Here is a 23738-nt window from a genome sequence, read left to right as displayed (position 1 = left end):
CGACCCGTGACCGACCTGCGCCTGTTCACCTCCGAGTCCGTCACCGAGGGCCACCCGGACAAGATCTGCGACCAGATCTCGGACAGCATCCTCGACGCCCTCCTCACGCAGGACCCGACGAGCCGCGCGGCCGTCGAGACGCTCGTCACCACGGGCCTCGTGCACGTCGCGGGCGAGGTCACCACGAGCGGCTACGTCGACATCCCGCAGATCGTGCGCGACCGCATCCGGGACATCGGCTACGACTCCTCGGAGGTCGGCTTCGACGGCAGCAACTGCGGCGTCACGGTGTCCATCGGCGCGCAGTCGCCCGACATCGCGCAGGGCGTCGACCGCTCGTACGAGTCGCGCTCGGGATCCGCGTCCACCGACGCGCACGACCTCCAGGGCGCCGGCGACCAGGGCCTCATGTTCGGCTACGCGTCGCGCGACACCCCCGTGTTCATGCCGCTGCCCATCTACCTCGCGCACCGCCTCGCCGAGCGCCTCGCGGCCGTCCGCCACTCGGGCGAGCTCGCGTACCTGCGGCCCGACGGCAAGACGCAGGTCACCATCGGCTACGAGGGGCTCGTGCCGCGCACGGTCGACACGGTCGTGCTCTCGACGCAGCACGGCCCGCAGGTCTCCCAGGAGGACCTCCGCCGCGAAGTCGAGGAGCACGTGATCCGCCCGGTGCTCGCCGCCGCGGCCGAGATCGGCATCGAGCTCGACTCCCGCGACGCGACGCTGCTCATCAACCCCACAGGCAAGTTCGAGATCGGCGGGCCGAAGGGCGACGCGGGCCTCACCGGACGCAAGATCATCGTCGACACGTACGGCGGGTTCAGCCGGCACGGCGGCGGCGCGTTCAGCGGCAAGGACCCGTCGAAGGTCGACCGCAGCGCCGCGTACGCCATGCGCTGGGTCGCCAAGAACGCGGTCGCGGCGGGCCTCGCCGACCGCCTCGAGGTGCAGGTCGCGTACGCCATCGGCAAGGCCGCGCCCGTGGGCCTCTACGTCGAGACCTTCGGCACGGCGCACGTGCCCGAGGAGCGCATCGTGCGCGCCATCCGCGAGACCTTCGACCTGCGTCCCGCCGCCATCGTCGAGCGGCTCGACCTGCTCCGTCCCGTCTACGCGCAGACCGCCGCCTACGGGCACTTCGGTCGCGAGCTGCCGGACTTCACCTGGGAGGCGCTCGACCGTGTCGCCGACCTGCAGAGCGCCGCGGGCCTCTGACGCACCCCGCCGCCCGGGTCCCGGCATGACCGGGAGGGTCGGGTGACCGCGGGGGAGGCCGGGCGCGGATCCGCGACACCCGCCGCCGAGACGGGCACACGCCCGCCCGTCGTGCGGGTGATGGTCGACTCGCCGCTGCCGCAGCTCGACCGCCTCTTCGACTACGCGGTGCCCGAGGAGCTCCGCGCGACGTGCGTGCCCGGTGTCCGGGTGCGCGTGCCGCTCCGGTCCGCGGGCCGGGTGGCCGACGGCTACGTCATCGAGGTAGGCGACGGCGGGGGCTACGACGGCGCGCTCAGCGAGGTGGAGCAGGTCGTGTCGCCGCTGCCCGTGCTGCGCCCGGAGATCTGGACGCTCGCGCGGGAGGTCGCCGACCGGCAGGCCGGGACCGCGTCCGACGTGATCCGCCTGGCCGTGCCGCCGCGGCAGGTGCGCGTGGAGAAGGCGCACCTCCAGGCCGCGGCGGCGGCCGACGCGGATGCCGACGCCGCCGCGGTGTCGACCGCGCAGGCGGACGCCACCGCCGCGGACGCCCCGGCGGCGGAGACCTCCCCGGCGGAGACCTCCCCGGCGGAGACCCCGCCCGCGGACCACCCATCCATCGACGGCTACGCGCCCGACGGCCTCGCCGCCGCTGTCGACGGATCCGGTCGTGTGGCCGTCGACGCCATCCCCGAGGTCGTCGAGCTGCCCGGCGGCGTCTGGGCCGGCCGCTGGGCCGTCACGCTCGCGCAGGCCGCGGCGCGCGTGCTCGCGTCGGGACGCAGCAGCGTCCTCGTCGTGCCCGACTACCGCGACCAGGACCAGCTGGAGGCCGCCCTCGCCGCGCACGCGCCAGCGGGCTCCGTCCTCCGCACCGACGCGCGCCAGTCCGGCCCCGACCGCTACCGCTCCTTCCTCGCGGGCCTGGGCGACGCGCCCCGCATCGTCGTCGGCAACCGCTCGGCCGTCTACGCGCCCGCGCCGCACCTCGGCCTCGTCGCGATGTGGGACGAGGGCGACCCGCTGCACGCCGAGCCGCTCAGCCCCTACGCCCACGCACGCGACGTCGCCCTCCTCCGCAGCCGTCAGCAGGGGACGGCGCTCGTGCTGCTCGCGCACTCGCGGAGCACCGAGGTCGAGCGGCTCGTCGCGATCGGCTACCTCACGAGCGTCTCGCCCGCGGCCACCCGGACCCCGCGGGTGATCCCGACCACCTCGCAGACGGGCGACGAGGGCTTCGCCCGGCAGGCCAGGATCCCGTCGGGCGCGTGGCGCGCCGCCAAGGACGCCGTCGAGCACGGGCCGGTCCTCATCCAGGTCGCGCGACCCGGCTACGCGCCGCTCGTCGCGTGCCGCGCCTGCCGCCAGGCCGCCCGCTGCACCGTCTGCACGGGCCCGCTCGGCATGTCCACCGCCACGAGCACGCCGACGTGCGGCTGGTGCGGGCACCTCGCGGGCGACTGGCGCTGCGCCAACTGCGGATCCGACGAGCTGCGCCTCGTCACCATCGGCGCGGGCCGCACGGCGGAGGAGCTCGGCCGCGCGTTCCCCGGCGTGCAGGTGGTGCTGGCCGACGGCGAGCGCCACGTGCAGGAGGTCGACGCGGAGTCGCGGCTCGTCGTCGCCACGCGCGGGGCCGAGCCCGTCGCCGCGGGCGGATACCGCGCGATCCTGCTGCTCGACGGGGAGCGCATGCTCGCGCGCGAGAGCCTCCGGGTGGGGGAGGACGTGCTCCGCCAGTGGTCCAACGCCGCCGCCCTCGCGGCTCCGCGCGCGCCCGTGATGCTCGTGGGCGTCGGCGGCCAGGTCGCGCGCGCCCTCGCCACCTGGCAGCAGGCGAGGTACGCCCGCGAGGAGCTGCTCGAGCGACGCGCACTTCGCTTCCCGCCTGCCGTGCGCGCCGCGAGCGTCGAGGGGCTGCCGGATGCGGTCGGTCAGGCGGTCGAGCGGCTCGACGGGATCGAGGGGGTCGACGTGCTCGGCCCGGTGCCCACCGAGCAGGGCCGGGTCCGCGCCATCGTCCGCCTCGACTACGCCAGCGGCGCCGACGCGGCGCGCGAGCTCCGCGCCGCCGTCGTGAGGAACGCCTCCAGCCGCCGCAAGCCCGTCGCGGGCCGCACCGGGTTCCGGCCCACGGTCCCGCTCCGTGTACGGTTCGACGACACGGGGCTGTTCTGATGCGCGTCCGTCGAGCCGACCGCGCACCCGGCCCGACAGCCCGTCCTGCATCCACCGCTCGTCCCGCACGCCGTCCCCGGGAGGGAACCGCATGAGACTCGTCTTCGCCGGCACGCCCCGCGCGGCCGTCCCGTCGCTCGTCCGCCTGCACGCCTCGGGCCACGAGGTGGCGCTCGTCGTCACGCGGGCCGACGCGCCCACCGGCCGCAAGCGTCTGCTGACGCCGTCGCCCGTCGCCCGGGAGGCCGAGGGGCTCGGCATCCCCACGCTCCGCACCAACCGGCTGGACGAGGAGGCGACCGCCCGCATCGCCGCGGTCGGGGCCGACCTCGGGGTGATCGTCGCCTACGGCGGCCTCGTGCGGGAGCCGCTGCTGTCCACACCCGCGCACGGCTGGATCAACCTGCACTTCTCCCTCCTGCCCCGGTGGCGGGGAGCGGCGCCCGTGCAGCGCTCGATCATGGCGGGCGAGACCGTCACGGGCGCCAGCGTCTTCCGACTGGAGCGGGGCATGGACACCGGTCCCGTGTACGCCGTGGAGGAGCGGCCGACGGGCGCGCACGAGACCGCGGGGGACGTGCTGCACGCGCTCGCGATGCAGGGCGCCGACCTCCTCGTCCGCACGGTCGACGGGATCGCCGCGGGCCGCGCTGTCGCGCGTCCCCAGGAGGGCGAGCCCACGCTCGCGCCGAAGACCTCCATCGACGACGGCCGGATCGACTGGGCGCGCCCGGCGGATGCCGTGCTCGCGCAGATCCGGGGCGTGACGCCGGAGCCCGGCGCGTTCACCTCCGTGGACGATGTGCGCGTCAAGGTGCACCGTGCAGCCGAGCTGCGCGACGCCGCCCCGCTCGAACCCGGGCGCATCGAGTCCGTCGGCGGCGCCGTGATGGTCGGCACCACCAGCCATCCCGTCGAGCTCATCCAGGTGCAGCCCGCGGGGAAGAAGCCCATGCCCGCCGCCGACTGGTGGCGCGGCGTCACGACGAGGGACATCACCGCACGATGAGCGACAGCACCGGATCCCCCGCCCGTCGACCGGACGGCCGCCGCCCGGGTGGCGCGCGCCGCGCCGGCGACCGCGGGTCCCGCCCCGCCGACGACCGGGCGGCGGTCGGCGGCCCCGCCTCCGTCAGCCCGGCCCGCCGGGTCGCCTACGAGGTCGTGAGCGCGGTCCGCGAGTCGGACGCGTACGCGAACCTGCTGCTGCCGGTCAGGATCCGCCGCGCCGCCCTCAGCGCCCAGGACGCGGCGCTCGCCACCGAGCTCGCCTACGGCACCCTGCGCATGTCCGGCTACTACGACCGCGTGATCGAGCTGGCCGCCGGCCGTCCCGTCGCGGCGATCGACGCGCCGATCCTCGACGTGCTCCGCCTCTCGGTGCACCAGCTCCTCAGCATGCGCGTCGCGACCCACGCGGCCGTCAACGAGGGCGTCGACATGGCGCGCGCGGTCGGATCCCGCTCGGCCACGGGCTTCGTCAACGGCGTCCTCCGCACCATCACGCGCTCGGAGCCCGCCGAGTGGCGGCAGCGCGTGCTCGACAGCGCCGCGAGCGACGACGAGCGGCTCGCCCTCGAGCACTCCCACCCGCTCTGGGTGCTCCGCGCCCTCCGCCAGGCGCTCGCCCGCGAGGGCCGCGCCGACGAGCTCGAGGACCTGCTGCGCGCCGACAACGCGGCGCCCGCCGTCAGCCTCGTCGCGCTCCCGGGCCTCGCGACCGTCGAGGAGACCGGCGAGCAGCCGGCCGCCTTCTCTCCCGTCGGCGCCTATCTCGAGGGCGGCGACCCCATGGACGCGCCCGGCGTCGCCGAGGGCCGCGTCCGCGTGCAGGACGAGGGATCCCAGCTCGCCGCGCTCGCCCTCAGCCGCGCCCGACCCGTCGCCCCCGGCGAGCGCTGGCTCGACCTCTGCGCGGGTCCCGGCGGCAAGGCCGCGCTCCTCGCCGCCGAGGCCGGTCGCTCCGGCGCCCTGCTCACCGCGAACGAGCTCGTCCCCGCCCGCGCCGGGCTCGTCCGCGACGCGCTCCGCGCCGTCCCCGGCGACACCGAGGTGTGGGAGGCCGACGGCACGACCGTGGGGGAGGAGCACCCGGGCGCGTTCGACCGGATCCTCCTCGACGCGCCCTGCAGCGGCCTCGGCGCCCTCCGCCGCCGACCCGAGGCGCGCTGGCGGAAGACCCCGCGCGACGTCGCGGGCCTCGGCGCCCTGCAGACGGGGCTCATCGACTCGGCGATCGGCGCGCTGGCACCCGGCGGGATCCTCGCCTACGTCACGTGCTCGCCGCACCTCGCCGAGACCCGCGCCATCGTGCAGGCCGCGCTCCAGCGCCACCCCGACGTGACCGCGCTCGACACGCGCGCCGTGCTCCAGGACGTGGCCGACGGCGACCTCAAGCTGCCGGAGGGCGACCCCGACGCCGCGACCCGTGGATCCAGCGTGCAGCTCTGGCCGCACCGCCACGGCACCGACGCCATGTTCATCGCCCTGCTGACCCGCCGGTAGGGTCGGGACCATGCCCGTCCGCATCGAACCGAGCATCCTGTCCGCCGACTTCGCGAACCTGGAGCGCGAGATCCAGCGCCTCGCCACCGCCGACCTCGTGCACGTCGACATCATGGACAACCACTTCGTGCCGAACCTCACGTTCGGCCTGCCGATGGTGGAGCGACTCCAGCAGGTGACCCCGGTACCGCTCGACATCCACCTGATGATCGACGACGTCGACCGCTGGGCCCCCGGCTACGCGGAGGCGGGCGCGGCGAGCGTGACCTTCCACGCCGAGGCCACCCGGGAGCCGGTCGCGCTCGCGCGGCGCCTCCGGGAGATCGGCGCCCGTGCCGGCATCGCGCTGAAGCCCGGCACGCCCGTCGACGACTACCTCGAGCTCCTCGCCGAGTTCGACCAGGTGCTCGTGATGACGGTCGAGCCCGGCTTCGGCGGCCAGTCCTTCATGCCCGAGACCATGCCGAAGCTCCGCGCGCTCCGGTCGCGCCTCCGGGACTCCGGCCACGACGTGTGGCTCCAGGTCGACGGCGGCATCGACGTCGAGACCATCGGCCGCGCGGCCGAGGCCGGCGCGGACACGTTCGTCTCCGGATCCGGCGTCTTCCGCGGCGGCGACCCCGAGGCGGCCATCGCCGAGCTGCGCCGCGCGGCCGAGGCGCACACGCACGCGCACTGACGGACGCCCGGCGCGGATCTGCTTGACTGGATCCATGACCGACACCACCAAGCCCGAGGTCGAGCCCGTCGACGGCCCGGCCCCCGCAGAGCTGACCATCTCCGACATCACCGTGGGCGACGGCCCCGAGGCACAGCCCGGCGACACGGTCGACGTGCACTACCTCGGCGTCGACTTCGAGTCCGGCGAGGAGTTCGACTCCTCCTGGAGCCGCGGCCAGTCCGTGCGCTTCCCCCTCCGCAGCCTCATCGCCGGCTGGCAGCAGGGCATCCCCGGCATGAAGGTCGGCGGACGCCGCCAGCTCGTGGTCCCGCCCGAGCTCGCCTACGGCCCCGCGGGCGGCGGCCACCGCCTCTCCGGCCGCACGCTGATCTTCGTGATCGACCTGCAGGGCGTCGGCTAGCACCGCGACCACGCACGACCAGCACCATCACCGGGAGGCCGGGAGCATCGCGCTCCCGGCCTCCCGTCGTCGTGTCGGGCGCCCGTCGCGCGCCTGTACCCTGGACCACGTGAAGACCTTCGATGACCTGTTCGGCGAGCTGACCCGGATCGCCGCCGAGCGGCCCGAGGGGTCCGGCACCGTCCGCGAGCTCGACGGCGGCGTGCACGCGATCGGCAAGAAGGTCGTCGAGGAGGCCGCCGAGGTCTGGATGGCGTCGGAGTACGAGTCCGACGACCGCACGGCCGAGGAGATCTCCCAGCTGCTGTACCACGTCCAGGTCATGATGATCGCGCGCGGCCTCACCCTGGAGGACGTCGGCCGACATCTGTGACGCGCCCCGTCACCTGCGTCGTCCCCTCCATCGGAAGAAGTGATCCCCATGCTCCGTGTCGCCGTGCCCAACAAGGGCTCGCTCGCCGAGACCGCCGCCCAGATGCTCGCCGAGGCCGGGTACGCCGGTCGTCGTGACCCCAAGGAGCTCTACGTCCTCGACGCGCGCAACGACGTCGAGTTCTTCTACCTCCGCCCGCGCGACATCGCGACCTACGTGGGGTCCGGCGCGCTCGACGTCGGCATCACCGGCCGCGACCTCCTCATCGACTCCGCCTCGGACGCCTCCGAGACCGCGGAGCTCGGCTTCGCGGGATCCACGTTCCGCTTCGCGGGCCCCGTCGGCCGATTCGCCGACCTGGCCGACCTCGCCGGGGTCCGCATCGCCACGAGCTACCCCGTCCTCGTGGGCGGCTTCCTCCGCGAGCACGGCGTCGAGGCGCAGCTCATCCGCCTCGACGGCGCGGTCGAGTCCGCCATCCAGCTGGGCGTCGCCGACGCGATCGCCGACGTGGTCGAGACGGGCACCACTCTGCGGAAGGCCGGGCTCGAGATCTTCGGCCCCGTGATCCTCCGCTCCACCGCCGTCCTCATCTCCGGCGCCGAGGACAAGCCGGGCGCGTCCACGCTGCTCCGCCGCCTCGAGGGCGTGCTCGTCGCGCGCCGCTACGTGCTCATGGACTACGACGTGCCGCTGTCGCTCCTGGACGCCGCCACGGCCATCACGCCGGGCATCGAGTCGCCCACGATCTCGCCGCTGCAGGATCCCGCGTGGGTCGCCGTGCGCTCGATGGTGCCGCGCGACGACACGAACCAGATCATGGACCGCCTGCACGAGGTGGGCGCACGCGCCATCCTGGTCAGCCCGATCCACGCCGCCCGGATCTGAGCATGGCCGCCTCCGCCGCGCCCGGCCCGGCCGCGCAGCTCGCCGTCCGCGTGATCCCGTGCCTCGACGTGGCCGCCGGCCGCGTCGTCAAGGGCGTCAACTTCCTCGACCTGCAGGACGCGGGCGATCCCGTCGAGCTCGCGCGCCTCTACTACGAGCAGGGAGCCGACGAGCTCACGTTCCTCGACGTCACGGCCACGGTCGAGGACCGGTCGACGATGTACGACGTCGTGAGCGCCACCGCCGAGCAGGTCTTCATCCCGCTGACGGTCGGCGGGGGAGTGCGCAGCGCCGACGACGTGGCCCGGCTGCTCGCGAGCGGCGCCGACAAGATCGGCGTCAACAGCGCTGCCATCGCGCGTCCCGACCTCGTCGGCGAGATCGCCGACCGCTTCGGCGCGCAGGTGTGCGTCCTCTCGCTCGACGTGACGCGCGGCGACACGGAGTCCGGCTTCGTCGTCACCACGCACGGCGGCCGCACGCGCACGACGATCGACGCCGTCGCCTGGGCCCGCGAGGCCGTCGAGCGCGGCGCGGGCGAGCTGCTCGTCAACTCCATCGACGCCGACGGCACGCGCGACGGCTTCGACCTCGAGCTCGTGGCCGCGATGCGCGCCGCGAGCCGCGTGCCCGTCATCGCGTCGGGCGGCGCGGGCGAGCTCGACCACTTCGCGCCCGCGATCGAGGCCGGCGCCGACGCCGTGCTCGCCGCGAGCGTCTTCCACTCCCGCCGGTTCACGATCGGCGACGTCAAGGGCGCCCTCGCGGACGCCGGTCAGCTGGTCCGGCGGTGAGCACGGCAGCGTCCTCCCCCGACGTGGACGGCGTCCTCGCGCGCGCGTCGTTCGGCGACGACGGGCTGCTCCCCGCCGTGATCCAGCAGCACGACACGCGCGAGGTGCTCATGCTCGGCTACATGGACCGCGAGGCCCTGCGCCGCACGCTCACCACCGGCCGCGTCACCTTCTGGTCCCGGTCCCGCCGCGAGTACTGGCGGAAGGGCGACACCTCCGGGCACGGGCAGTACGTGCGCGACGCGGCCCTCGACTGCGACGGCGACACGGTCCTCATCCAGGTCGACCAGGTAGGAGTGGCCTGCCACACCGGCACGCGCACCTGCTTCGACGCCGACCACCTCCACCCCGTCACGGGCGCGCGCCCCGCCGCCGACGAAGGGCCCACCCCATGAGCGAGTCCCCGCGCCCCGCCGCGCCGTCCGTCCCCGCACCCGGCACCACCACGCGGGATGCGTTCCGCGCCCTCGCGGCCGACCACCGGGTCATCCCCGTGCTGCGGGAGGTCTTCGCCGACGGCGAGACGCCCGTGGGCGTCCACCGCAAGCTCACGGCGGGCCGCCCCGGCAGCTTCCTGCTCGAGTCGGCCGGCCAGGGCGGCATCTGGACCCGCTTCTCGTTCGTCGGCGTCTCGTCCTTCGGCGTCCTCACGCAGGAGGGCGACTCCGCCCGCTGGCTCGACTACGGCATGGACGCGCGCCGCGCCCTCGGCGACGACGCGCCCGACGGCCCACTCGCGGCCCTCGCCGCCCTCTACGCGCGCTGGGAGACGCCGCGGATCCCGGGCCTGCCGCCCCTCACCGGCGGCCTCGTCGGCTTCATCGGCTGGGAGGCCGTGCGCCAGATCGAGCGCCTGCCCGACCGCCCGCCGGCGGAGGTGCCCGTGCCCGGCCAGGCGCTCAGCTTCGTCTCGGAGCTCGCGGTGCTCGACCACCGCCGCGGCACCGTCACGCTCGTCGCCACCGCGCTCAACGACGGCGTGGATGACGAGGACTCCATGTGGGCCGACACGCAGGCGCGCCTCGACCGCATGCAGGCCGACCTCGCGCGCCCGTCGGAGACGTTCCTCGCCGAGGTCGACCTCCAGGCCCAGCCGTCGGCGACGCTCCGGACGGAGCCCGCGGACTTCCACGAGGCGATCGCGCGCAGCAAGCACCACATCCACGAGGGCGACGTCTTCCAGGTCGTCGTCTCGCAGCGCTTCGACCAGCCGACCACGGCCGACCCGATCGACGTCTACCGCATCCTGCGCGTGCTCAACCCGAGCCCGTACATGTACCTCCTCACGCTCGAGGACGCCGACGGCAAGCCGTACTCGATCGTCGGCTCCTCGCCCGAGGCCCTCGTCACGGTCACCGACGACCACGTGTACATGCACCCCATCGCCGGTTCCCGCCCGCGCGGCGCGACCGTCGAGGAGGACGTCGCCCACGAGGAGTCGCTCCTCGCCGACCCGAAGGAGCGCGCCGAGCACCTCATGCTGGTGGACCTCGCGCGCAACGACATGCTGAAGGCGTGCGCCCCGGGATCCGTCGAGGTCACCGAGTTCATGCGCGTCGAGCGGTTCAGCCACATCATGCACCTGGTGAGCTCGGTCGAGGGCACGCTCCGGCCCGGCGTTTCGAGCATCGACGTCTTCCGCGCCACGTTCCCGGCCGGCACGCTCTCGGGCGCGCCCAAGCCGCGCGCGCTGCAGATCATCGACGAGCTCGAGCCCGCCCAGCGCGGCGTGTACGGGGGAGTGGTGGGCTACTTCGACTTCGCGGGCGACGCAGACCTCGCCATCGCGATCCGCACCGCCACTATCGTCGACGGCATCGCCCACGTGCAGGCAGGCGGCGGCATGGTCGCCGACTCCGACCCGGACGCGGAGTACCTCGAGTCGCAGAACAAGGCCGCCGCACCGCTGCGCGCCGTCGCGGTCGCCGAGGCCATGCGGCGCGTGCGCTGATGCGCGTCACCCGCCGCACGAAGTCCCTCGCCCTCCTGCTCGTCCTCGCGACGAGCGCGGCCACGTTCCTGGGCTGGTCGCAGGACTGGTCCACGCTCCGCATCGGCGGCCAGGCGCCGACGCTCGTGCCCGTGGCGGGCAGCGTCGCCGCCCCCGCGCTCAGCGCCCTCGCGCTCTCCAGCCTCGCCCTCGCCGGCGCGCTCGCCATCGCGGGCCGCGTGCTCCGCGTGGTGCTCGGGATCCTGCAGGCGCTCATCGGCGCGACGGTCGCGCTCACGGCGTTCGCCGCGACCGCCGGGCCCGTCCAGGCGGGCGAGGCCGCGGTCACTACCGTCACGGGCGTCGCGGGCTCATCGGCCGTGGCGGAGCTCGTCGACGGGTGGACCACGACCCCCTGGGGTCCGGTCACGCTGGTCGCGGGCATCGCGTCGGCGCTGACGGGACTCCTCATCGCGGTCACCGGACCGCGCTGGCCCACCCGCCGGTCGCGGTACGACGCGCCCGACCAGTCGCCCGCCCGCCGGATCGTCCCGCGCGAGGATCCCGTGGCCGCGTGGGACAGCCTGAGCGGCGGCGCGGATCCCACCCGCCGCGAGTCAGGCGACCCCGACGACACCCCGGCCGGCGGGACCTCGTGAGGGTCGGCTGACGGCCCCATCCGACCCTCCCCAAGCCGACGGCCGCCCGGACGCCGCCGGGTAGACTCGACCCGTCCCCATCGCACGATCCCCGAGGAGCACGCATGTCCACAGAGTCCGCAGAACCCGGCCACGGCAACTCGCCGGCGGCCTGGACGGCTGTCGTCATCATGCTCGTCGCGTTCACCGTCGGCACCATCGCCTTCTGGTTCGCCATCGAGCCCGTCGTGTGGGCATCGGCCGTCCTCGCGATCCTCGGCTGGATCACCGGCGGCGTCATGAAGAAGATGGGCTTCGGCGTCGACGGGCACCGCACGGTCTCCAGCCACTCGAAGGCGCGCTCGTAGTGCTGGACGACCTCCTCGCCGGCGCCCTCGAGGACGCGGCCGCGCGCCGCGAGACCCGTCCGCTCGCCCAGGTCGAGGCCGAGGCGCTCGCGCGTCCCGCCGCCCTCGACGCGCTCAGCGCCCTCGCGCCCGCCGACCGCGTGAAGATCATCGCGGAGGTCAAGCGCTCGAGCCCCTCGCGCGGCGCCCTCGCCGAGATCCCGGATCCTGCGCTCCTCGCGTCCCGCTACGAGACCGGCGGCGCCAGCGCCATCAGCGTCCTCACCGAGGGCCGCAAGTTCGGCGGATCCCTCCAGGACCTCGAGCAGGTGCGCGACACCGTCTCCATCCCCGTGCTCCGCAAGGACTTCATCGGCGAGCCGTACCAGGTGCTCGAGGCCCGCGCGTCCGGCGCCGACCTCGTCCTCCTCATCGTCGCCGCGCTCGACCAGAAGACGCTCGTCGAGCTGCACGCGCTCGTGGGCGAGCTCGGCATGACCGCGCTCGTCGAGACCCACTCGGCCGAGGAGGTGTCCCGCGCGCTCGACCTCGGCGCGCAGGTCGTCGGCGTCAACGCCCGCGACCTCACCACGTTCGAGCTCGACCGCGACCTCTTCGGCCGCCTGGCCGACTCCATCCCCGCTGGCGTCGTCCGCATCGCCGAGTCCGCGGTGAAGACCGCGGACGACGTGGCGCACTACCGCCGCTCGGGCGCCGACGTCGTCCTGGTGGGCGAGGCGCTCGTCACGGGCGATCCCGTCCGCACGCTCGGCGAGTTCCTGGACATCCGCGCATGACGGACCTGCGCAGCACGACCGGTCCGTACTTCGGCGACTTCGGCGGGCGATACGTCCCCGAGTCCCTCGTCGCCGCCCTCGACGAGCTGTCCGAGGCGTGGGAGGAGCTCAAGGTCGACCCCGCGTTCATCGAGGAGCTGAAGGAGCTGCACCGCAGCTACACCGGACGCCCGTCGCTCATCACGGAGGTGCCGCGGTTCGCCGAGCACGCCGGCGGCGCCCGCATCATCCTCAAGCGCGAGGACCTGAACCACACCGGCTCGCACAAGATCAACAACGTGCTCGGGCAGGCGCTGCTCACCAAGAAGATCGGCAAGAAGCGCATAATCGCGGAGACGGGCGCGGGCCAGCACGGCGTCGCCACCGCCACCGCGGCCGCGCTCTTCGGCCTCGACTGCGTCATCTACATGGGCGAGGTCGACACCGAGCGTCAGGCGCTGAACGTGGCGCGGATGCGCCTGCTCGGCGCCGAGGTCATCCCGGTCCGCTCCGGCTCGCGCACGCTCAAGGACGCCATCAACGACGCCATGCGCGACTGGGTCACCAACGTCGAGACCACGAACTACGTCTTCGGCACGGTCGCCGGCCCGCACCCGTTCCCGGCCATGGTCCGCGACCTGCAGAAGGTCATCGGCGAGGAGGCCCGCGAGCAGGTGCTCGCGCTCACCGGGCGCCTGCCCGACGCCGTGGCCGCATGCGTCGGCGGCGGATCCAACGCCATCGGCATCTTCCACGCCTTCCTCGACGACGCCGACGTGGCGCTCTACGGCTTCGAGGCCGGCGGCGACGGCGCGGACACCCCGCGCACCGCCGCCACCATCACCAAGGGCCGCCCCGGCATGCTGCACGGCGCGCGCAGCTACCTCCTGCAGGACGAGGACGGCCAGACGATCGACTCGCACTCGATCTCCGCGGGCCTCGACTACCCGGGCGTCGGCCCGGAGCACTCCTGGCTCTCGGACCTCGGCCGCGCGTCGTACCGTCCCGTCACGGACGACCAGGCCATGAGCGCGCTGCGCCTGCTCAGCCGCACCGAGGGCATCATCCCCGCCATCGAGTCCGCGCACGCCCTCGCCGGTTCGCTCGAGCTCGGCAAGGAGCTCGGCCCGGAGTCGATCATCCTGATCAACCTCAGCGGCCGCGGCGACAAGGACATGGAGACCGCGGGCAAGTACTTCGACCTCATCGACGCAGGGGCGGAGCAGTCGTGACCGCTCACGCGGCACCGCCCGCGGTCAGCCCCGTCGAGCGGGCCATCGCGGTCCGCCGCGAGCAGGGATCGGGCGCCCTCGTCGGGTACCTCCCCGTCGGCTTCCCCGACCTCGCCACGAGCATCGAGGCCGCCGTCGCGCTCGTCGAGAACGGCGTCGACGTCATCGAGCTCGGCCTGCCGTACAGCGACCCCGTCATGGACGGCCCGGTCATCCAGCGCGCGACGCAGACGGCGCTCGCGCATGGCTTCCGCCTCCGCGACGGCTTCGACGCGCTGCACGCGATCACCCAGCGCGTCGACGCGCCCGTGCTCCTCATGACCTACTGGAACCCCGTCGTGCAATACGGCGTCGAGCGCTTCGCGGACGACATCGTCGCCGCGGGCGGCGCCGGCCTCATCACGCCCGACCTCATCCCGGACGAGGGTGCCGACTGGCTGGCCGCGTCCGAGCGCACGGGCCTCGACCGCGTCTTCCTCGCGGCCCCGTCGTCCAGCGAGGCGCGCCTGCACCAGGCGGTCGAGCGCAGCCGCGGCTTCGTCTACGCGGTCTCGACCATGGGCATCACGGGCGCGCGCCAGGACGTCGACCAGGCCGCGCGCGGACTCGTCTCGCGCCTGCGCGACGCCGGCTCCACGAGCGCCTGCGTGGGCATCGGCATCTCCACCGGCGACCAGGTGCGCGAGGTGCTCGACTACGCCGACGGCGCCATCGTCGGATCCGCCCTCGTCGCGGCCCTCGCCGACGGCGGCGTGCCCGGCGTCGCCCGCGCCGCGGCCGATCTCGCGCGGGGAACCGCGCTACAGTAGCCCCGGCCCGCGGTCCCGCCGCGCCCGCCGATCCCCCTCCGAAAGTGAGCGCCATCCGTTGTTCGACCCGATGAGCATCCCCAGCCCGGATCCGTCCGACACCCGGTTCGACGTCACGGCGTGGCTCCAGGGCCTCGGCATCGACCTGCCGCTCACCTTCGTCATCCACGCGTACGCGGTGTGCATCCTCATCGGCATCCTCATCGCCGCGTTCCTCACCAACCGCCGCCTCGTGGCGCGGGGCGTGGAGTCGGGCACGGTCATCGACTTCACGCTGTGCGCGCTCGTCCTGGGCATCGTCGGCGCCCGCGCGTTCCACGTGCTCACCCACCCCGGCGACTACTTCTACGAGGGTGCGAACCTCTGGCGCGTGCTCTACGTGTGGGAGGGCGGCATCGCCATCTTCGGCGCCCTCATCGGCGGCGCGGTGGGCGTGTGGCTCGGCTCCAAGTGGACGGGTGTCCGCTTCTGGACCTTCGCCGACGCGCTCGCCCCCGGTCTCCTCCTCGCGCAGGCCGCTGGCCGCATGGGCAACTACTTCAACCAGGAGCTGTTCGGCACGCCGACCACGCTGCCCTGGGGCCTCGAGGTCGACCCGACCAACGCCGCGTTCCCGGCCGGGCTGCCAGCTGGCACTCTCTTCCACCCCACGTTCCTCTACGAGATCGTGTGGAACGTCGCCGGCGCGCTCGTCATCATGGCGCTGGGTCGCGCCGTCCGCCTGCAGTGGGGACGCGGGCTCGCCGTCTACCTCATGTGGTACGGCCTCGGGCGCATGGTCTTCGAGTCGATCCGCATCGACCCAAGCGAGATCCTGTTCGGCATCCGCACCAACGTGTGGGCCGCCTTCCTCGCGGTCGCCTTCGGCCTCGTCCTCTTCATCGTGCAGACGAGGCGTCACGTCGGCAGCGAGCCCAGCCCGTACCTGCCGGGCCGCACCCCGGATGACGTAAGCGCCCGTGCGAAGGCGGGCCGCGACGGCGAGGTAGCATCGGTGTACACGGATTCGGATTTCGCCGACGTCGACGACGATCGGGCATCCACCGGTTCGGACTCCCACGCTCTCCCCGCCACAAGCGGACGCGGCGCCTAGTCCTCAGCGCGGGCACCCCCGCGGTCACCGCCTCCTCTCCCTCACGCGAGGCGGTCCCCACCACAGGGCCAGCGACGTCCCTCCGCAGTGCATCTAGGACGGTTCCCATGGCGTTCTCCTCCACCTCACCTCCCGGCGGCTCGTTCCCCGCGAAGCAGGGCCTCTACGACCCGGCGTTCGAGAAGGACGCGTGCGGCCTGGCCATGGTGGCCACCCTGCGCGGCACCCCCGGTCACGACATCATCGTGAACGCGCTGGACGCGCTCCGGAACCTGGAGCACCGCGGCGCGATCGGGTCCGACGCGGGCACCGGCGACGGCGCCGGCATCATGACGCAGATCCCGGACGTGTTCCTCCGCGGCGTCGTCGGCTTCGACCTCCCGGCCATGGGGGAGTACGCCGTGGGCATGGCCTTCCTGCCCACCGACGACGCCGAGCGCGAGGAGCTGCAGTCCGGCATCGAGCGCATCGCGGGCGACGAGCGCCTTCGGGTCCTCGGCTGGCGCGAGGTCCCGGTCGACGCGACGCACCTCGGCAACCTGGCGCGCAAGGCCATGCCCGCGTTCCGCCAGCTGTTCCTGACCTCCGACTCGGCGCGGCCGGAGGACCGGCCGTCGGGGCTCGCCCTCGACCGCCTCGCCTTCCGCCTGCGCAAGCGCGCGGAGCGGGAGCTCGGCGCCTACTTCATCTCGCTGTCATCGCGGACCCTCGTCTACAAGGGCATGGTCACCACGCTCCAGCTGGAGCCGTTCTACCCCGACCTCTCCGACGAGCGCTTCGCATCCAAGCTCGCGATCGTGCACTCGCGCTACTCCACCAACACGTTCCCGTCGTGGCCCCTCGCGCAGCCGCTGCGGATGATGGCGCACAACGGCGAGATCAACACGGTCGCGGGCAACCGCAACTGGATGCGCGCCCGCCAGTCCCAGCTCGAGTCGGAGCTGCTCGGCGACCTGTCGCCGCTCATGCCCATCGTCACGCCGGGCGCGAGCGACTCCGCGTCCTTCGACGAGGTGCTCGAGCTCCTCAGCCTCAGCGGCCGCAGCCTGCCGCACGCGATGATGATGATGGTCCCCGAGGCGTGGGAGAAGCAGACCGACATCGACCCCGTCCGCCGCGACTTCTACGAGTACCACTCCATGGTCATGGAGCCGTGGGACGGCCCGGCGGCGCTCACCTTCACCGACGGCACCCTCGTCGGCGCCACCCTCGACCGCAACGGCCTGCGTCCGGGCCGCTACCTCGTCACGCACGACGGGCTCGTGGTCCTGGGCAGCGAGATCGGCGTGCTCGAGATCGACCCCGCGCGCATCATGCGGAAGGGCCGCCTGCGCCCCGGCAAGATGTTCCTCGTCGACACCGAGGCCGGCCGCATCATCGAGGACGACGAGATCAAGTCCGAGCTCGCGGCCAGCGCGCCGTGGGGCGAGTGGCTCCGGAACCGGATCCACCTCGCCGACCTGCCGGAGCGCGAGCACGTCGTGCACACGCCCGCGTCCGTCGTCCGTCGCCAGCGCACCTTCGGCTACACGGAGGAGGAGGTGCGGATGCTCCTCATGCCCATGGCGAAGATCGGCGCGGAGCCCCTCGGCGCCATGGGCTCGGACACGCCCATCGCGGTCCTCTCGCAGCGCCCCCGCCTGCTGTTCGACTACTTCACGCAGCAGTTCGCGCAGGTCACGAACCCGCCGCTGGACTCCATCCGCGAGGAGGTCGTCACCAGCCTCCGACTCGGCCTCGGTCCGCAGCGCAACCTCCTCGACGCCGGCCCCGAGCACACGAAGCAGGTCGTGCTCGACTTCCCCGTCATCGACAACGACGAGCTCGCCAAGGTCATCCACATCGACCACCGTCCGGGCAGCCGCACCACCACCATCGTGAGCGGGCTCTACCGCGTCGACGACGGCCCGCTCGCCATGCAGAAGCGCATCGACGCCATGTGCGACGAGGTCGACCGCGCCATCGCGCACGGCGCGCAGTTCATCGTCCTGTCGGACCGTGACAGCAACCGCGACCTCGCCCCCATCCCGTCGCTCCTCATGATCGCCGCGGTGCACCACCACCTCATCCGCAAGCAGACCCGCATGAAGGTCGGCATCGTGGTCGAGGCCGGCGACGTGCGCGAGGTGCACCACATCGCGCTGCTCATCGGCTACGGCGCCTCGGCGGTCAACCCGTACCTGGCGATGGAGTCCTGCGAGGACCTGGTCCGCAGCGGCATGCTCACGGGCGTGACGCCGGAGAAGGCCACGCGGAACCTCATCAAGGGGCTCGGCAAGGGCGTGCTCAAGATCATGTCCAAGATGGGAATCTCGACGGTGTCCTCGTACGCGGGCGCGCAGTGCTTCGAGGCGGTCGGCCTCTCGCAGGGGCTGGTGGACCAGTACTTCTCGGGCACCACCACGCGCCTCGGCGGCGTCGGCATCGACGTCATCGCGGCCGAGAACGCCGCGCGCCACCGCAGCGCGTACCCGACGGACGGCGCCGTGCTGTCCCACGAGCGCCTGCAGACGGGCGGCGAGTACCAGTGGCGCCGCGACGGATCCCCGCACCTCTTCAACCCGGACACGATCTTCCGGCTGCAGCACGCCACCCGCACGCGCCGGTACGACATCTTCCGCGAGTACACGTCCATGGTCGACGCGCAGTCGAAGGACCTCATGACCCTCCGGGGCATGTTCCAGCTGCGCACGGGCACGCGGCCGCCGGTGCCGCTCGACGAGGTCGAGCCCATCAGCGACATCGTGAAGCGCTTCTCCACGGGTGCGATGAGCTACGGATCGATCTCCGAGGAGGCGCACGAGACGCTCGCCATCGCCATGAACCGGCTCGGCGCGAAGTCGAACACGGGCGAGGGCGGCGAGAACGTCGAGCGCCTGCTCGACCCCGAGCGCCGCAGCTCCATCAAGCAGGTCGCGTCCGGGCGCTTCGGCGTCACGAGCATGTACCTCACGCACGCCGACGACATCCAGATCAAGCTCGCGCAGGGCGCCAAGCCCGGCGAGGGCGGTCAGCTGCCGCCCGGCAAGGTGTACCCGTGGGTGGCGCGCACGCGCCACGCGACAGCGGGCGTCGGCCTCATCTCGCCGCCGCCGCACCACGACATCTACTCGATCGAGGACCTCAAGCAGCTGATCTTCGACCTGAAGCGCGCGAACCCGAGCGCCCGGATCCACACGAAGCTCGTCAGCCAGTCGGGCATCGGCGCGGTCGCGGCGGGCGTCGCGAAGGCGCTGAGCGACGTGATCCTCGTCTCGGGCCACGACGGCGGCACAGGTGCGAGCCCGGTCAACTCGCTCAAGCACGCGGGCACCCCGTGGGAGCTGGGTCTCGCCGAGACGCAGCAGACCCTCCGCCTCAACGGCATGCGCGACCGCGTGGTCGTGCAGGTCGACGGGCAGATGAAGTCCGGCCGCGACGTCATCGTCGGCGCGCTGCTCGGCGCCGAGGAGTTCGGCTTCGCCACCGCGCCGCTCGTCGTGTCCGGCTGCATCATGATGCGCGTCTGCCACCTCGACACCTGCCCCGTGGGCGTCGCCACGCAGAACCCGGAGCTGCGCAAGCGCTTCCCCGGCAAGGCGGACCACGTCGTCAACTTCTTCGAGTTCATCGCGCAGGAGGTGCGCGAGCACCTCGCCGCCCTCGGCTACCGATCGCTCGACGAGATCGTGGGTCGCAACGACCTGCTCGGCGTCGAGGACGCGGTCGACCACTGGAAGGCGTCCGGCCTCGACCTCACGCCGATCCTGGTCGGCCCGACCTTCGCGGACGACGAGCCGATGAAGCACGGCCGGTCGCAGGACCACGAGCTCGAGGACCACTTCGACAACGAGCTCATCCGGCTGAGCCGCGACGTGCTCGACCACGGCGGCCGCGTCGAGATCGACCTGCCCGTGCGCAACACGGCGCGCGCGGTCGGCACGATGCTCGGGCACCTCGTCACGAAGGCGCACGGCGAGGACGGGCTCCCGACGGGATCCATCGACGTCACGCTGCGCGGCTCGGCGGGCCAGTCCTTCGGCGCGTTCATGCCGTCGGGCATCACGCTGCGCCTCGTCGGCGACAGCAACGACTACCTCGGCAAGGGCCTCTCGGGCGGCGACATCGTCGTGCGGCCCGACGCGCGGGCCGGCTTCCCTGCGGAGGAGAACGTCATCGCGGGCAACGTCATCGGCTACGGCGCGACGCAGGGCACCATGTTCATCCGCGGGATGGTGGGGGAGCGGTTCCTCGTCCGCAACTCCGGCGCCACCGCGGTCGTCGAGGCGGTGGGCGACCACGCGCTCGAGTACATGACCGGCGGGCTCGCGCTCGTCCTGGGCGGCACCGGCCGGAACATCGGCGCCGGCATGTCGGGCGGCACGGCGTACATGATCGACCTGGACCGCGACCGCATCAACACCGACGCGCTCGCGTCGGGCGAGCTCGAGCTGCACCCGCTCGGGAGCGCCGACGTCGAGATCGTGCTCGACCTCCTCCGCCGGCACCTCGCCGAGACCGGATCCACCGTGGCCGAGCGCCTGCTCGCCGACCCGGAGACCTCCATGGAACGCTTCACCAAGATCCTGCCGCGGGACTACGCGGCCGTCCTCGCCACCCGCCAGACCGCGGTGGACGAGGGTCTCGACCCCGACGGCGACGTCGCCTGGAAGCGCATCCTGGAGGTGACCGGTGGCTGACCCCAAGGGCTTCCTCAAGGTGACGGAGCGCGAGCTCCCCAAGCGCCGACCCGTATCCGTCCGCCTCATGGACTGGAAGGAGGTCTACGAGCAGCAGGAGCGCGGCGAGCTCGTGCGCCAGGCCGGCCGGTGCATGGACTGCGGCATCCCGTTCTGCCACCAGGGCTGCCCGCTCGGCAACCTCATCCCGGAGTGGAACGACCTCACGTGGCGGGGCGAGGGCCGCCAGGCCATCGAGCGCCTGCATGCAACGAACAACTTCCCGGAGTTCACCGGCCGGCTGTGCCCCGCGCCCTGCGAGAGCTCGTGCGTGCTCGGCATCAACCAGCCGCCCGTGACGATCAAGCAGGTCGAGGTGTCGATCATCGACGACGCCTTCCAGAACGGCTGGGTCGAGCCGCACCCGCCCGAGCGGCTCACGGGCAAGACCGTCGCGGTCGTGGGATCCGGTCCCGCCGGCCTCGCCGCCGCCCAGCAGCTCACGCGCGCCGGCCACACGGTCGCCGTGTTCGAGCGCGACGACCGCATCGGCGGCCTGCTGCGCTACGGGATCCCCGACTTCAAGATGGAGAAGCGCCACCTCGAGGCGCGTCTCGCGCAGATGACCGCCGAGGGCACCCGCTTCCGCGCGGGCGTCGACATCGGGAAGGACATCACCTGGTCCGACCTGCGCCTGCGCTACGACGCGGTCGTGGTCTGCACGGGCGCGCTCGTGCCCCGCGACCTCGACATCCCCGGCCGCGACGTCGACGGCGTCCACTTCGCCATGGACTACCTGCGCCAGTCGAACCACGCGACCGCCGGCGACCAGGTGCCCGAGCAGATCCACGCGGAGGGCAAGCACGTCGTCGTCCTCGGCGGCGGCGACACGGGCGCGGACTGCATCGGCACCGCGCACCGGCAGAAGGCCGCGTCGGTGACCAACCTCGCCATCGGCCAGCAGCCGCCGACGGAGCGACGCCCCGACCAGCCGTGGCCGACGTACCCGGCCCTCTTCGAGGTGTCCAGCGCGCACGAGGAGGGCGGCGAGCGCCACTACCTCGCCACCACGGTGGAGTTCCTGAAGGACGACGACGGGCACGTCCGCGCCGTCCGCGTCGCCGAGACCGAGTTCCGCGACGGACGCCGCGTGCCGAAGTCGGGCACGGAGCGCGAGATCCCCGCCGACCTCGTGCTGCTCGCGCTCGGCTTCACCGGCCCCGAGAAGGCCGCCCTCGAGAGCCAGCTGGAGGTCCCCTTCGACGAGCGCGGCAACGTCGCGCGCGGCGAGGACTACCAGACCGACCAGGCCGGCGTCTTCGTCGCGGGCGACGCGGGCCGCGGCCAGTCGCTCATCGTGTGGGCCATCGCGGAGGGACGTTCAGCGGCCTCCGCCGTCGACCGGTACCTTGAGGGGGACACGGAGCTCCCGTTCCCGGTCCGTCCCACGGACCGCGCTCTCTCCATCTGACCCGGTCGTCGCGCCATGTGCGATGGCCGCGACCACTCACCCGAACCGCGTCCGTGTGCGACGCAGAAACGCGAGACAGACAGAGCATGACCAGACGAGCGAAGATCGTCGCGACCCTCGGGCCCGCGACCAGCTCCTATGAGAGCATCCGCGCCATCATCGACGCCGGCGTGGACGTGGCCCGCATGAACCTGAGCCACGGCACCTATGACGTCCACGAGGGCATCTACTCCACGATCCGGAAGGCCGCCGACGACGCGGGCCGCGCGGTCGCGGTCCTGGTCGACCTGCAGGGCCCGAAGATCCGGCTCGGCAAGTTCTCGGACGGTCCCCACGACCTGGCGTTCGGCGACACCTTCGTCATCACCGTCGAGGACATCCTGGGCACGAAGGACATCTGCTCCACCACGTACAAGGGCCTCCCCGGCGACGTGAAGCCGGGCGACCCGCTGCTCATCGACGACGGGAAGGTCACGCTCCGCGTGGTCTCCACCGACGGCACCCGCGTCACGACCACGGTCGAGGTGGGCGGCGCCGTCAGCAACAACAAGGGCATCAACCTCCCGGGCGTCGCGGTCAACGTGCCCGCGCTCTCCGGCAAGGACGAGGCCGACCTCCGCTGGGGCCTCCGCCTCGGCGCCGACCTCATCGCGCTGAGCTTCGTGCGCGACGCCTCGGACATCGTCCGCGTGCACGAGATCATGGACGAGGAGGGCCGTCGCGTCCCCGTCGTCGCCAAGGTCGAGAAGCCGCAGGCCGTCGACGCGCTCGAGGAGATCGTCGACGCGTTCGACGCGATCATGGTCGCCCGCGGCGACCTGGGCGTCGAGCTCCCGCTGGAGGCCGTGCCCATCGTGCAGAAGCGCGCGGTCGAGCTCGCCCGTCGCAAGGCCAAGCCCGTCATCGTGGCCACGCAGATGCTCGAGTCGATGATCACGAGCCCGCGTCCGACGCGCGCCGAGGCCTCCGACTGCGCGAACGCGGTGCTCGACGGCGCCGACGCGCTCATGCTGAGCGGCGAGACGAGCGTGGGCGAGTTCCCCGTCGTCACCGTGAAGACCATGGCGCGCATCATCGAGTCGACCGAGGAGCACGGGCTGGAGCGCATCCCGAAGCTCGGCACGCGCCCGTTCACGCAGGGCGGCGCGATCACTCTCGCGGCCGCCGAGGTGGCGGAGTTCGTCGAGGCCAAGTTCCTGTGCGTGTTCACCGAGTCCGGCGACTCCGTGCGCCGCATGACGCGGCTCCGCAACGGCATCCCGATCCTCGCCTTCACGCCGAACGAGGGCATCCGCCGTCGTCTCGCGCTGTCGTGGGGCGTCCAGTCCTACCTCGTGGAGTCGGTCACGCACACCGACCAGATGTTCCACCAGGTCGACGACGTGCTCCTGGCCGAGGGCCTCGCCGAGGTCGGCCAGAAGGTCGTCGTCATCGCCGGGTCCCCTCCCGGGATCGCGGGCTCGACCAACGAGCTGCGCGTCCACGTCGTCGGCGACGCCGTGAACGAGGCGGCTCCCGCGTACGAGAAGTAGCGCGCGGACGCGGGGGCACAGGCCCCCGCGGAGACGCCGAGAGGGCGGGCGACCTGCGTGGTCGCCCGCCCTCTCGCGTCCCCCTCGGGGGATGCGGTGCCGGATGTGGGACTCGAACCCACACGCCCTCACGGACAGAGCATTTTGAGTGCTCCGCGTCTGCCATTCCGCCAATCCGGCGCACCCCGGTCGACCCGGGATCCTGCGGGCACCCGCCGTCCCGGCGCGCACC

The 23738-nt window shown here is 73.1% G+C and carries 20 protein-coding genes and 1 tRNA gene; 20 read left to right on the top strand and 1 reads right to left on the bottom strand.

Features of this window, described 5'->3' with window-relative positions; genetic code table 11:
* Positions 1–6 precede the first annotated feature (6 nt).
* From metK to pyk, 20 genes are all read left to right on the top strand, one after another.
* Complete coding sequence (gene metK / locus FGD68_RS11320) at positions 7–1218, top strand: methionine adenosyltransferase (RefSeq protein ID WP_119373702.1); 1212 nt, start codon at positions 7–9, stop codon at positions 1216–1218.
* 42 nt (positions 1219–1260) lie between these two features.
* On the top strand, positions 1261–3378 hold the full coding sequence (locus tag FGD68_RS11315) for a primosomal protein N' (RefSeq protein ID WP_262914781.1): 2118 nt from the start codon (positions 1261–1263) through the stop codon (positions 3376–3378).
* Positions 3379–3469: 91 nt separating this feature from the next.
* Positions 3470–4387 carry a methionyl-tRNA formyltransferase gene (fmt, locus tag FGD68_RS11310; protein WP_119373713.1) on the top strand — a complete coding sequence of 306 codons (918 nt, stop codon included), beginning with the start codon at positions 3470–3472 and terminating at the stop codon, positions 4385–4387.
* The gene (locus FGD68_RS11305) at positions 4384–5883 is read left to right on the top strand and encodes an RsmB/NOP family class I SAM-dependent RNA methyltransferase (RefSeq protein WP_237609448.1); all 1500 of its coding nucleotides are present in this window, start codon (positions 4384–4386) and stop codon (positions 5881–5883) included. Before fmt ends, FGD68_RS11305 begins: the two co-directional genes overlap by 4 nt.
* A gap of 10 nt (positions 5884–5893) precedes the next feature.
* Positions 5894–6562: a ribulose-phosphate 3-epimerase gene (gene rpe, locus FGD68_RS11300; RefSeq protein WP_119373563.1), complete on the top strand. Its 669-nt coding sequence runs from the start codon at positions 5894–5896 to the stop codon at positions 6560–6562.
* 34 nt (positions 6563–6596) lie between these two features.
* Positions 6597–6965, top strand: a complete 369-nt coding sequence (locus FGD68_RS11295; protein WP_012038460.1) for an FKBP-type peptidyl-prolyl cis-trans isomerase — start codon at positions 6597–6599, stop codon at positions 6963–6965.
* Between the two features lie 109 nt (positions 6966–7074).
* Positions 7075–7338 (top strand): phosphoribosyl-ATP diphosphatase, encoded by a 264-nt coding sequence (locus FGD68_RS11290; protein WP_043586624.1) that lies wholly within the window; start codon positions 7075–7077, stop codon positions 7336–7338.
* Between the two features lie 48 nt (positions 7339–7386).
* Positions 7387–8226, top strand: coding sequence for an ATP phosphoribosyltransferase (gene hisG / locus FGD68_RS11285; RefSeq protein ID WP_104234907.1), 840 nt, complete (start codon positions 7387–7389; stop codon positions 8224–8226).
* Between the two features lie 2 nt (positions 8227–8228).
* Positions 8229–9020, top strand: a complete 792-nt coding sequence (gene hisF / locus FGD68_RS11280; protein WP_237609447.1) for an imidazole glycerol phosphate synthase subunit HisF — start codon at positions 8229–8231, stop codon at positions 9018–9020.
* Positions 9017–9415, top strand: a complete 399-nt coding sequence (hisI, locus tag FGD68_RS11275; protein WP_119373812.1) for a phosphoribosyl-AMP cyclohydrolase — start codon at positions 9017–9019, stop codon at positions 9413–9415. The genes hisF and hisI overlap by 4 nt, the downstream gene beginning before the upstream one ends.
* Positions 9412–10971 carry an anthranilate synthase component I gene (locus FGD68_RS11270; protein ID WP_237609446.1) on the top strand — a complete coding sequence of 520 codons (1560 nt, stop codon included), beginning with the start codon at positions 9412–9414 and terminating at the stop codon, positions 10969–10971. Before hisI ends, FGD68_RS11270 begins: the two co-directional genes overlap by 4 nt.
* Positions 10971–11609 carry a Trp biosynthesis-associated membrane protein gene (locus FGD68_RS11265; protein ID WP_104234788.1) on the top strand — a complete coding sequence of 213 codons (639 nt, stop codon included), beginning with the start codon at positions 10971–10973 and terminating at the stop codon, positions 11607–11609. Before FGD68_RS11270 ends, FGD68_RS11265 begins: the two co-directional genes overlap by 1 nt.
* A gap of 104 nt (positions 11610–11713) precedes the next feature.
* Positions 11714–11956: a DUF6704 family protein gene (locus FGD68_RS11260; protein ID WP_119372413.1), complete on the top strand. Its 243-nt coding sequence runs from the start codon at positions 11714–11716 to the stop codon at positions 11954–11956.
* Positions 11956–12732, top strand: a complete 777-nt coding sequence (gene trpC, locus FGD68_RS11255; protein ID WP_119372414.1) for an indole-3-glycerol phosphate synthase TrpC — start codon at positions 11956–11958, stop codon at positions 12730–12732. The genes FGD68_RS11260 and trpC overlap by 1 nt, the downstream gene beginning before the upstream one ends.
* Positions 12729–13943, top strand: coding sequence for a tryptophan synthase subunit beta (gene trpB, locus FGD68_RS11250; protein ID WP_119372415.1), 1215 nt, complete (start codon positions 12729–12731; stop codon positions 13941–13943). Before trpC ends, trpB begins: the two co-directional genes overlap by 4 nt.
* Positions 13940–14752, top strand: coding sequence for a tryptophan synthase subunit alpha (trpA, locus tag FGD68_RS11245; RefSeq protein ID WP_119372416.1), 813 nt, complete (start codon positions 13940–13942; stop codon positions 14750–14752). The genes trpB and trpA overlap by 4 nt, the downstream gene beginning before the upstream one ends.
* 70 nt (positions 14753–14822) lie before the next feature.
* Positions 14823–15845, top strand: coding sequence for a prolipoprotein diacylglyceryl transferase (lgt, locus tag FGD68_RS11240; protein ID WP_119372423.1), 1023 nt, complete (start codon positions 14823–14825; stop codon positions 15843–15845).
* Between the two features lie 107 nt (positions 15846–15952).
* On the top strand, positions 15953–20524 hold the full coding sequence (gene gltB / locus FGD68_RS11235; protein ID WP_119372417.1) for a glutamate synthase large subunit: 4572 nt from the start codon (positions 15953–15955) through the stop codon (positions 20522–20524).
* Positions 20517–21974 (top strand): glutamate synthase subunit beta, encoded by a 1458-nt coding sequence (locus tag FGD68_RS11230; RefSeq protein WP_119372418.1) that lies wholly within the window; start codon positions 20517–20519, stop codon positions 21972–21974. The genes gltB and FGD68_RS11230 overlap by 8 nt, the downstream gene beginning before the upstream one ends.
* 86 nt (positions 21975–22060) lie before the next feature.
* Positions 22061–23506 (top strand): pyruvate kinase, encoded by a 1446-nt coding sequence (gene pyk / locus FGD68_RS11225; RefSeq protein ID WP_104234782.1) that lies wholly within the window; start codon positions 22061–22063, stop codon positions 23504–23506.
* 97 nt (positions 23507–23603) lie between these two features.
* On the opposite strand, the gene FGD68_RS11220 is transcribed toward pyk, so the two are convergent.
* Positions 23604–23686: transfer RNA gene (locus FGD68_RS11220), tRNA-Leu, on the bottom strand.
* Positions 23687–23738: the final 52 nt, after the last annotated feature.

Origin of the sequence: Clavibacter californiensis (assembly GCF_021952865.1) — a bacterium.
Lineage (GTDB): Bacteria > Actinomycetota > Actinomycetes > Actinomycetales > Microbacteriaceae > Clavibacter > Clavibacter californiensis.
This window is presented reverse-complemented; position numbering and strand designations above follow the sequence as displayed.